This is a genomic window from Stenotrophomonas acidaminiphila, from assembly GCF_001431595.1.
Taxonomy (GTDB): Bacteria; Pseudomonadota; Gammaproteobacteria; order Xanthomonadales; family Xanthomonadaceae; genus Stenotrophomonas; species Stenotrophomonas acidaminiphila.
Map to the genome: position 1 here is coordinate 1 of NZ_LDJO01000094.1, position 10,571 is coordinate 10,571.

The window sequence follows — 10,571 nt, forward strand, 5'->3', positions numbered from 1 at the left end:
AACCGGCTATCTTCGTCGTATCCGATCAGAACGGGCGATAGTGCCCGGTGCACGCACCGTCTTCTTGGCCGCCTGCACCCAGCCGTACAGTGTGTGCTTGGGAATCCCGATCCGGGAGGCTACGTCCACGACTGTAAAGCCGCGCTCGATTACCTGCTTCACCGCCTCTGCGCGGAACTCATCCGTGTACTGCTTGCTGTTGCCCATAAACACCTCGGTCATTGCCATCAATTATGGCGTCCGAGTGTCTACGAAAGGCTGGCCGGTCCAGCCCCGGGCGCGCCGACCATCGGCACCGCCACGGTGACCGGTCCCGGACGCGTATCGGTGGCCTTCAGCGCACCGGCGTCCAGTGGCGGCAGTGCGATCATCGGCTATGCGGTGACACCGAGCCCGACGGTACCGGGTGCGCCATTCGTGGGAACCACTTCGCCGATCACGATCAACGGCCTGGACACCGGCACCCGCTACACCTTCACGGTGAACGCGACCAACAGCGCGGGCACCGGCCCGTCGTCGGCGGCCTCCAACGAAGTCACCACGGCGGTGACCCAGGTGATCACCTTCGCCAACCCCGGGGCGCAGGCGTTCGGCACCACGCCGACGCTGGTGGCCTCGGTCGACTCGGGCCTGCCGCTGCGCTTCGCGTCGTCCACGCCGTCGGTTTGCACGGTCACGGCCGCCGGGGTGCTGGGCTTTGCCAGCGCCGGCACCTGCACGGTGACGGTGCACCAGGACGGTGATGCCAGCCACCTGGCAGCGTCGCTGACGCAATCGTTCAGCGTGACCGCGCTGGTGCCGCAGGCACCGGTTGTGGGCGAGGTGAGCGTGCTCGGCTCGGGCGAGGTGGAAGTGGCATTCACGCCATCGGCGGCCACCGGCCAGCCGGTGACCTACACGGTCACCGCGCAGCCCGGCGGCATCACCGCCAGCGGCAGCGGCTCGCCGATCACGGTGCGCGGACTTACCGACGGGGTGAGCTACACCTTCACCGTCACCGCCTCGGCCGCGGCCGGCAACAGCGCGCCGTCGGCGCCCTCGGCACCGGTGGTGCCGCAGGTACTGCAGACGGTGATCTTCGAGGAAGTGGGCACGCAGCGCTTCGACCAGGTGCCGGTGCTGTCCGCGCGCGCCGACTCCGGACTGCCGGTGACCTTCGCCTCGCAGACCCAGAACGTGTGCACGGTCACGACCGACGGCCAGCTGGCCTTCGTGCAGGCCGGCAGCTGACCCGTTGTGGTCACCCAGGCCGGCGATGCCACCCATCGCGCGGCCTCGGCCACACGCACGTTCCGGATCGACCCGGTGCCGCCGGGCGTGCCGGAGATCCAGACGCTGACGCCGGTCGGCCCCGGGCAGGTGAGCGTGGCGTTCGTGCCGCCGGCGTTCACCGGTGGTGCGCCCATCGAAGGGTACCGGGTGGTCGCCACCCCGCAGGGCAGCGCCCTGCGCACGGCGGGCCTGCGCGCGGCCGCCACCGCGGGCGTGGTCAGCGCCAGCGGCAGCGGTTCGCCGATCCTGGTGCAGGGGCTGGCCGACGGAGTGGACTACGTGTTCACCGTGGCCGCCTACAACCTGGCCGGCGAAGGCGAGGCGGACAGCGCCACCGAACTGGTGGCCGCGCCGGACCTGGGCTGGGTCGGCGACCTGCAGAAGATGTACGGCCAGGCCGATTTCGAGCTGCCGCTCCCGCGGAGCAACAGCCCCGGCGCATTCACCTTCACCAGCAGCAACCCCGCCGTGGCCACGCTCAACGGCCGTACCGTGACCCTGGTGGGCGAAGGCACGACCACGCTGACCGCCACCCAGGCGGCGACCAGTCACTACCTCACCGGTGTGATAACGATCACGCTGATGGTCAACGCGCGCCCGGACCCGACGCTGGATGCGCAGGTCAGCGGCAGCCTGCAGGCCCAGGTCGACGCCAGCGTGCGCTTTGCCCAGGTACAGGGCGACAACATCCGCGACCGCCTGCGACAGGTGCGTTCGGGCCGCAACGCCAACAGCGTCAACCTCGCCCTGGCCTACGCCGGCAGCGCGGGCGTGCCGGGGCTGTCGATGCCGGTCGGGCGCGTGGCCGAAGCGGCCCTGCCGGCGCTGCCGCAGGGCTGGGGCATGTGGCTGGCCGGTACCGCGACCTTCGGCACGACCGGCCGCAACGGCCGCGCCGGCGGCGGCTTCGACTTCAACACCGGTGGCCTGACCCTGGGCGCGGACCGCGCGGTCGGCGAGCACGTGTTGCTGGGCCTGGCAGGCAGCTGGGGCCGGCAGGGCACGGACTTCGACGACAGCCCGTCCAAGGTCGACGCCGACCAGCGCTCGCTGGCGGTCTACGGCCTGTGGCGGCTGGGCGAGCACCTGTTCGTGGACGGCCTGCTGGCCAACGGCCGGCTGGACTTCGACCTGACCCGCTGGAGCGAACTGGCCAACGCCAGCGCCCAGGCCACGCGCAGTGGCGACCAGTGGTTCGGGGCGCTGACCTTCGGCTACGAACACCGCAGCGCGTCGGGGCTGAACCTGACCGGCTATGGCCGCTATGACGGCCACCGGGCGACGCTGGACGGCTACCGCGAGAACGGGCTGGGTGCCTATGGGCTGGGCTATGGCCGGCAGCAGGTGGACAACAGCACGCTGGCATTGGGGCTGGAAGGCAGCATGATGTTCCAGCGCGAGCGGCTGAGCTGGCGCCCGCACTGGCGCATCGAGTACCGCGGAGCACTGGAGAACCGCGGCGACGTGGCGGTGAACTACCTGCAGCGCCCGCGTGACGCCGACTACGTGCTGGCCATGCGCAGCTACAACGACGACACGCTGGCGCTGGGTGCGGGCATGGACCTGCAGCTGGACAGCGGCTGGCTGTTCTCGCTGCTGCTGGGCCGCGAGCAGGGCCGCAACGCGATGCGCAGCACCAGCATCGGCCTGCAGGTGCGTTACGGGCAGCCGGCTGCCGGCGCGTCGATGTACGCCGAGGATGGCGACGTGTTCAAAACGGACATGACCGGCGATACGCGCCAGCGTTGCCGTGGCCCGGCACCGCGCTGCGCGGCCGCAGCCGCAGCCGCAGCGGCCAACGCGACCACCACCCGCCCCTGAGCCACACGACCGCGCCGGCACCACCGGCGCGGCTTCCTGAACCCGGAAACCGGGGTCGGAATCGAATTCTCCATGTATGCCCCGAGCCGGCAGGCGCCCGGGAGGAGAATTCGAATCTGGCCCCGGTTTCGCTGTTTCCGGGTTTGTCGAGTCGCGCCGCTGCCCTGCCCCGGCGAACGACAGGCAAAGAAAAACCCCTGATTTCTCAGGGGTCGAATATCAAATCTGGAGGCCTGGGTCGGAATCGAACCGGCGTACGCGGATTTGCAATCCGCTGCATAACCACTCTGCTACCAGGCCAGAATAATCTGATTGTACAGGAGGAAAAACTTCCTCCCGATATGAAAAAACCCCGCTTGCGGGGCCTTTTCGTAATTTGGAGCGGGAAACGAGACTTGCACTAGGCGCGTAAGTCGTTGTTTCCCGAACAGTTTCTTCGCCGAGGTGCTCAGCGAGGACCTCAATTGTAGCCTTGTTTTTGGTCCCCGGCAACAAGATCGTCCAAAGACTTCCACTGACGGCCATAGACCCGTACTCAGCGCACCGGACCCACACCCAGCACTGCGTCGTCCGCGACAGTCTCGAACTGGTCGCCTACGCCTTGCCCTCTGCTTCCGCACACCATCAACACGATGACGACCGAGCCGATGCTCTTGGCGCCGGCCTATCGCGGATGCCGTCTAGGACCGTCTAGGACCCACACGCGCCGCGCATTGCCGGTCTGCTCAAGTTGCGCCGAAAGAACGCACACCCTAGCCGTGGCAAGCCGGCGCACGATTCTTTGTCGATATATCAGGATGCTCGGGCAAGCATGACAGGCGTGGATTCACTACGTCCGGCTGGACGTTGGACAGCGATTGCCATCCCCCTCGTGCCCGGTGAAACCGCTGGCATATCACGTCATACCTAGACGGTTTTGCAGGGACCGTAACTTCTTACGACCCTGATAGCGTGAGCGTAGCTGTCGAGTCTGCTTTCCGACGCTCGACCATCTAGCGATCGATGAATTTTTGCACATCGAGCACACGACGGCTACCAGTAGCGCGAACTGGTGAGAAGTACTCAAGCCCCATGACGAAGCGGGCATCGGAACTCGCTTCCTGCACAGGTAACAGGCCGACCATGAGGTCGGCGGCAAAGGAGTCGGCCATGTAGTTCTTCTCCTGGAAGGAGACCGAGCATGCACGAGAACAAGAATGATGCACCCACATCAAAGGTGTTCTACCGCCCGATCGAAGCGTCCATCCGCTGGGCTGGGCTGCTGCGATATGAGCAAGTGATCCTGGCCTCGGTTTCGTCGCCAAGGAATCTTCCGCAATCGCTGGACTGCCCGCGCTGGGGCGAACTGCGGCTGTACACCGATCGCATCTACGACGGCATCCTCAATGGGGAACTGCCCTTCGGGCAGAACGGCATCACCGCACGCGACATCGCGCTGATCGAATCCCCTGACCTGACGGTTCGTCACGTGGATCTGAAGCGTTGGATGCGCCAGCACTACCCCGAGCAGCGGCCCGGCTTTCTCTTCTGCCGCAGCGAACGCATCGCCCATCCCTTCATCTCGCTGGAGACCGGCCAAGCCATGCTCGTCGAGCGCTTGGCCCTCAAATCCGCCCTGGAGCAGTGCAAGCGTCAACTGCGCGAGTTGCAGGACCAGCACGACGCGCTGCTCAAGCAGTCCACGGTGATTCCTGCATGCGCCCAGTGCCCGATCAGCGACCGTGCCGAGGCCACGTACCTGCACATCATCGGCACGATGCTGGAACTGATGCTCGGCCAATCCCCGTCGGGCACACCGTACTCCAGCTTCAACAGCCAGGAATCCATCGCTACCGCGATGATCGCGCATCACGGCGAACTCATGGGCATTACGGATCGCACGCTGCAAGCCAAATTTGCGCAAGCCCGACGCAAGCTACGGGCCGCCGTTTCTTGATGTTTGCAAGCCCGTATCTGCGGTCGCGGAAACCGCATTTACGGTGGTCTGGGACAGAAGCCGACATTTGAATAGGTGTCACGCCAACAAACGCCACTGAGCGTTCAGGAGTGACCGCCATGTCGCAAGCACCTGTACTGCCGCCCAACGAGCGCCGCATCCTGCGCCTGGAAGAAGTCGAAGCGAAGTCCGGCTTCAAGCGCGCCCACCTCTACAACCTGATGCGCGCCGGCAAGTTTCCCAAAGCGTTGCGCCTGGGCGTGCGCGCCGTCGGCTGGGACTCCATCGAAATCGACCAGTGGATCGCCGAGCGCGTCAACAGCCGGGCCTGACCCGTTCTCCCGCGGACTTCCCATCCTCACACGGAGAACGCCATGCAGGTTGTATCCATTGTCTCGACCAAAGGGGGCGTCGGTAAAACGACCACGGCCGCCAACCTTGGCGGGCTCGCCGCCGACGCGGGGCTGCGCGTGCTGCTGCTCGATCTCGACGTGCAGCCCACCTTGTCCTCGTACTACGAGTTGGCCCACCGCGCGCCCGGCGGCATCTATGAATTGCTGGCCTTCAATGAGCGCGACCTCGGCCAGCTCGTGTCCCGCACGATCATCACAGGCCTGGACCTGGTGCTGTCCAACGACCACCGGGGCGAGCTGAACACCTTGTTGCTGCATGCGCCGGACGGACGCCTGCGACTACGGCACCTGCTGCCGGCACTGACTCCCCTCTACGACCTGGTGCTGATCGACACCCAGGGCGCACGCTCGGTGACGCTGGAGATGGCGGTGCTCGCCTCCGATCTCGCGTTGTCGCCCGTGACCCCGGAAATCCTCGCCGCCCGCGAACTGCGGCGCGGCACCATGCAGTTGCTGGAGGACATCGCCCCGTACCGGCACCTGGGCATCGAGCCGCCGCCGCTGCACCTGCTCATCAACCGGGTCCACCCGGTGTCGGCGAACGCCCGGCTGATCCAGCAGGCCCTGCGCGAGCTGTTCCAGCACCACACCGGCATCCGCGTGCTGGCCACCGACGTGCCGGCCATCGAAGCCTATCCGCGCGCCGCGACGCGCGGCCTGCCGGTGCATCGGGTCGAGTACCGCCAGCCACCGGGCAGAGTCGCCCCCGCCGCGCTCGACACCATGCGCGGCCTCGCTGGCGAACTGTTCCCGCAATGGCAGCACCGATTTGCCACGGTGTCCGGCCGCCCGCCATTTCCTCTTGATACCGGGAGGCCCCATGGCGAACGCACATGAACTGGCCCGAGGCCACAAGCGGCTACGCGCCCTGATCGAGTTCGCCGTCGGCGAGGGCTGGCACGTCAAGCGCACGCCAGGCGGCCACCTCAAATTCACCAAGGCCGGCTGCGCCGCGATCTACACCAGTTCGACCGCCAGCGACCACCGGGCGGCCCTCAATGCCCGGGCGCAGATCCGCCGCGCCGAGCGCGAGGCCCGATCCCCAGCGCAGGGAGGCCGCCATGGTTGAGATGACCTCCCAGCAGATGGCCGGCAAGCTGCTCGCGGCCGGGTTCGAGCGCAGCGGCCCATCCACCTCGGCCTTGAGCGACCCGATCGCCGACACGCCCATGGTCGTGACCCTGGACCAGTTGCGTCCCTACGACCACGACCCCAGGAAGAAGCGCAATCCGGCCTACGAGGACATCAAGGCGTCCATCCGCGAGCGCGGCCTTGATGCGGCGCCGGCGATCACCCGACGCCCGGGCGAGGGCCACTACATCATCCGCAACGGCGGCAACACACGCCTGGCGATCCTGCGCGAACTGTGGTCGGAGACCAAGGACGAGCGGTTCTTCCGCATATCGTGCCTGTTCCGGCCCTGGCCCAGCCGCGGCGAAGTCGTGATGCTGACCGGCCACCTGGCCGAGAACGAATTGCGTGGGGGCCTGACGTTCATCGAGCGCGCCCTCGGCGTCGAGAAGGCGCGCGAGTTCTACGAGCAGGAAAGCGGCGCCGCCCTGAGCCAATCCGAGCTGGCCCGCCGTCTCGCCGCTGATGGCTTCCCGGTCCAGCAGTCGCACATCAGCCGGATGAACGACGCGGTGCGCTACCTCCTGCCGGCGATCCCGACCGTGCTCTACGGCGGGCTCGGCCGCCACCAGGTCGAACGCCTGTCGGTCATGCGCAAGGCCTGCATGCTCGCGTGGGAGCGCTACGCCAAGGGCCGCACGCTGGTACAGGACTTCGACGACTTCTTTCAGGAGGTGCTGTCGCAGTTCGACACGCAGGCCGACGAGTTCGTCCCCCAGCGCGTGCAGGACGAGCTGATCGGCCAGATGTCCGAGCTGCTCGGCATCGACTACGACGTGCTGGCGCTCGACCTCACGGAATCCGAAAGCCGCCATCGCGCCCTGGTCAGCGATCCGACCCCGCCATCGGCACCGCCCGCACTTCCTGAGCCTGGCACCGTGGCCCGCCCGCCCGCCGCGCCGGCCCCATCGGCCCCGACGCCGGCGGCCATACCTGGGTCGCGCGAGCGCAAGGACAGCTCAGGGACGGACGGCTCGCCCGCAGGAAGCCCCGTGGCGGCTCCTGGTGATCTGCTGCAGGGGCACATCGTTTCGCCCGCACCTACGACGGAGCGGCTGCAATCCATTCAGCGGATGGTCGCCGACGAGCTGGGGGATGCGCTGCCCGATTTCTCGGCCAACGTCTTGCAGTCCATTCCCGTCCAGGCAGGCGGTCTCTACCCGATTTCCGACGTCTGGCACATCGACGCGGGCCTGGACACGCCCGATCGCCTGCGCATCCACATCGCGCAGTTCGCACGCGAGATCGCGGGTGAGGCAGGCCTTAATCAGTGCATCGAGGACCGCGCGGACGGCGTGGGCTTCGCATGCCATGCCAGCGCGCAGCCCCCATCACCCCAGGGCCGCGGCGTGCTGGCATTGCTGGCGAGCCTGGCAGGCCAGAGCTTCACCGATGCCGATCTGGACGGCGGGCAGCTTGCCGCCGAGCTGCCGGCGCTGCTGCACGGCCAAGGTGATGCGACACGCCGCTTGAGCGACACCGCGCTGGTCAAGCTGTTCCGATTGCTGCGCCTGGCCCGGCGCCTGCTGGACCTGGAATCCGGCGTCGCAGGCCCTGGGGCATGAAGGAAGGAGACCCGCATGTCCGCCCCGCACCCGCTCAATCAAGCCGTCATCGCCCAGGCGCTCTACGACCTGCGCAACGGCCAACTGCGCCGCTGCAAGGCGATGGGCTTCAGCGAGGCCGAGCTGGATGCGCTCAAGCATCCCGCCATGGTGAGCGTGCTGGCCAACGCCAATGTCTCGTGGTGTTCCGTGTCCGTGAACCGCGAGGTGCTCCGGCGTCTGCTCTCGCAGGCGCAGGACGTGGAGAAGGAAATCGCGACCGTCGATCGCATGTTGCGCCTGGGGGCCAGCACGGAGATGGTCAGCCGCTTCTATGGCCTGACCCATCAGGAAGTCGCCCTGCGCCGTGAGGTGCTGGGCCTGCCCAAGCGAAAGGGGCGTCACCCTGTCCTGGACGAGAAGCAGGACGTCGAACTGTGGCGGCGCTGGAAAGCGCTCACCAGCAGCAGGAATGTGGACTTGGAGGACGAGACCTCGATTCTCGACGCGGCCATGGACCTCGCCGAAGGCATGGATTTGCCGCTGTCGGTGGTCTGGGCCGCGATCAAGTCGTGGGTCGATCAGGGACTGGGTTGAGCCATGGCCGTGGACGACACCGCACCACGCCATGGCCCCGTCGCACTCGCTGACCTGTTCGACGCGGCGCTGAAAGACCTTGCGCCCAGGCCCAGCCCGCCCACGCCCACGCGCATGCCTATATCTGCGCCGTCACCTGCGACACCGGCTGCGTCCGGCGATGCGTTCCTCTTCAGCGGCAACCGGCATGAGACTGTACCGCGGCGGCTGTTCCTCGACCGCCGCCTGACGCCGCTGGAGCGCAACGCCTGGCAGGTGTTCCGGCTGATGCTCAACGACGACGGCGTGACCGCATTCCCCACCTATGAGCAGTTGCGGCCCTGGCTGGCCTCGATGCCCTGCGCCGGGCAGGCCTCGCACGAAACCGTGGCGCGAGCCCTGACGCTGCTGCGGCTGACCCGATGGCTGAGCCTGGTGCGGCGACGGCGCGACGCCAAGACCGGCCGCATTCTCGGCAATCTCTATGTCCTGCACGACGAGCCGCTGACCCCCTTTGAAGCGATGCAGCTCGACCCGGACTACCTGCAGCTCGTCAGCCAGGCGCTCGGCCATTCGGCCAAAGCCGTGCAGATCGTGGGCCTGCACACCCTCAAGGAAATCGGCGAAGACCCGATGCTGGCCGGGCGCACCCTGCCGTCGAGGCTGCAAGTCCTGGCCGAGCGCCTCGCCAGCCAGGGCGTCGGGGCGCACGAAAGTTATCCACAGGAGGATGCCGCACACGAATCCGAAGAAGGGCCGACGAGCCTTCTTCGGAATTCCGATGACCCCACTTCGGAATCCGAAGCAGGGTCGAAACCCGCGCCAGACGCCTCTCTTCGGAATCCGAAGCAGGCCCGTACAGTACGTAGTAGTCGTATCAATGAAGTACGTACTACCGCGCAGGCACAGGCGCAGGCGCGCGCGCTGGGCGACCTGCAATGGCCCAAACGCTTCGCGGAACTGAAGGCAGAGCAGCAAACAGGTGCGCGGGTGGCATTGCAGCAGGTCGATGCCGCGCTGAGGCAGGCCGTGCTGGACGAATGGGCCGCACGATGCAGCAGCCACGGCATCCGCAATCCTGCGGGGTATCTGTTCGGCATCATCCAGCGGGCCATCCATGGCGAGTTCAACGCCTGGGCCAAGAAAGACGCGCCATCGGCACACGCTCCGCCGAATGAGCGGCCACCACCAGCACCGCCACCATCCCAGCCGCAGGGCAAGCCGGTGCCGCCAGAAGTCGCCAGGCAGCACATCGAGCGGCTGCGCAACCTGCTCGCCAGCAAGTGAGCGGGCCTGCAAGGCGGTGAAGTGGATGCCAGTGGCTTCCCGTAGAGCTATCCCCAGGGGATAGTTCCACTGACGGCTACACGTCGAACCGCAGCACGCCAGGCCCCGATCGCCTGCGGCGGGATCGGCCCTGTCCGCGCTTGATCCGGGCGCGCAGCGTTCCTTGGCGCTCCATGGAACTATCCCCTGGGGATAGTTCCACTGACAGCTACGACGTCGAACCGCTGCACGCCAGGCCTCGATCGCCCGCCGTGGGATCGGCCCTGTCCACGCTGATCCAGGTGTGCAGCGTTCCTTGGCGCTCCATGGCGCTATCCCCTGGGGATAGCTCGCGCCGCATGCGCCCGCCGCGTGAACCGGGGACTGGCGGGTTTCGGTTTGTTGACTGACTGCCTTCCGCCACCTGCCGAAGCTGTCCGCTCTTTTCCAACAACGAGCGGACACCATGGCAACCACCAACGAACCCCTGCAACTGAATCTCGGCTCCCTGCGCAGCGCGATGTCGCTGACGCTGCACACGCACCACGCCTCGCGCATTTGGCACGGCCGCGCCGCCGCCGAGGGGCGACCGGGCATCGTCGGCCTGAACGG

At 67.1% G+C, this 10,571-nt stretch carries 12 protein-coding genes and 1 tRNA gene; 10 read left to right on the forward strand and 3 right to left on the reverse strand.

Annotated features, from left to right (window positions below; translation table 11 throughout):
• Nucleotides 1-6: 6 nt before the first annotated feature.
• A complete protein-coding gene (locus ABB33_RS17605; RefSeq protein WP_425513325.1) occupies nucleotides 7-207 on the reverse strand; it encodes a transposase in 201 nt (66 codons plus the stop codon).
• A gap of 81 nt (nucleotides 208-288) precedes the next feature.
• Here ABB33_RS17605 and ABB33_RS17610 point away from each other — a divergent pair, with 81 nt between their 5' ends.
• On the forward strand, nucleotides 289-1,230 hold the full coding sequence (locus ABB33_RS17610; RefSeq protein ID WP_275452959.1) for a fibronectin type III domain-containing protein: 942 nt from the start codon (nucleotides 289-291) through the stop codon (nucleotides 1,228-1,230).
• Nucleotides 1,231-1,236: 6 nt separating this feature from the next.
• Entirely contained in the window at nucleotides 1,237-3,093 is a 1,857-nt protein-coding gene (locus ABB33_RS17615; protein ID WP_056932958.1) for an autotransporter domain-containing protein, read from the forward strand.
• A gap of 226 nt (nucleotides 3,094-3,319) precedes the next feature.
• Here ABB33_RS17615 and ABB33_RS17620 read toward each other — a convergent pair.
• Both ABB33_RS17620 and ABB33_RS18905 read right to left on the reverse strand, forming a co-directional pair.
• Nucleotides 3,320-3,393 (reverse strand) — tRNA-Cys (locus tag ABB33_RS17620).
• 692 nt (nucleotides 3,394-4,085) lie between these two features.
• A complete protein-coding gene (locus ABB33_RS18905) occupies nucleotides 4,086-4,244 on the reverse strand; it encodes a hypothetical protein (RefSeq protein WP_023095533.1) in 159 nt (52 codons plus the stop codon).
• Between the two features lie 29 nt (nucleotides 4,245-4,273).
• On the opposite strand from ABB33_RS18905, the gene ABB33_RS17625 reads away from it, so the two are divergent.
• The 8 genes from ABB33_RS17625 to ABB33_RS17660 form a co-directional block, all read left to right on the forward strand.
• Nucleotides 4,274-5,029, forward strand: a complete 756-nt coding sequence (locus ABB33_RS17625) for a hypothetical protein (RefSeq protein ID WP_023095532.1) — start codon at nucleotides 4,274-4,276, stop codon at nucleotides 5,027-5,029.
• Between the two features lie 119 nt (nucleotides 5,030-5,148).
• Complete coding sequence (locus ABB33_RS17630) at nucleotides 5,149-5,361, forward strand: AlpA family transcriptional regulator (protein ID WP_023095531.1); 213 nt, start codon at nucleotides 5,149-5,151, stop codon at nucleotides 5,359-5,361.
• A 42-nt stretch (nucleotides 5,362-5,403) separates the two neighbouring features.
• Nucleotides 5,404-6,279, forward strand: coding sequence for a ParA family protein (locus tag ABB33_RS17635; protein WP_023095530.1), 876 nt, complete (start codon nucleotides 5,404-5,406; stop codon nucleotides 6,277-6,279).
• Nucleotides 6,263-6,511, forward strand: a complete 249-nt coding sequence (locus ABB33_RS17640) for a hypothetical protein (protein ID WP_023095529.1) — start codon at nucleotides 6,263-6,265, stop codon at nucleotides 6,509-6,511. Before ABB33_RS17635 ends, ABB33_RS17640 begins: the two co-directional genes overlap by 17 nt.
• Complete coding sequence (locus ABB33_RS17645; protein ID WP_023095528.1) at nucleotides 6,504-8,138, forward strand: ParB family protein; 1,635 nt, start codon at nucleotides 6,504-6,506, stop codon at nucleotides 8,136-8,138. Before ABB33_RS17640 ends, ABB33_RS17645 begins: the two co-directional genes overlap by 8 nt.
• A 15-nt stretch (nucleotides 8,139-8,153) precedes the next feature.
• Entirely contained in the window at nucleotides 8,154-8,714 is a 561-nt protein-coding gene (locus ABB33_RS17650) for a DUF2857 domain-containing protein (RefSeq protein ID WP_023095527.1), read from the forward strand.
• A gap of 3 nt (nucleotides 8,715-8,717) precedes the next feature.
• On the forward strand, nucleotides 8,718-9,980 hold the full coding sequence (locus tag ABB33_RS17655; RefSeq protein ID WP_023095526.1) for an STY4528 family pathogenicity island replication protein: 1,263 nt from the start codon (nucleotides 8,718-8,720) through the stop codon (nucleotides 9,978-9,980).
• Between the two features lie 445 nt (nucleotides 9,981-10,425).
• Nucleotides 10,426-10,571: AcaB family transcriptional regulator (locus ABB33_RS17660; RefSeq protein ID WP_152985157.1), on the forward strand; the 146-nt coding region annotated here is incomplete at its 3' end.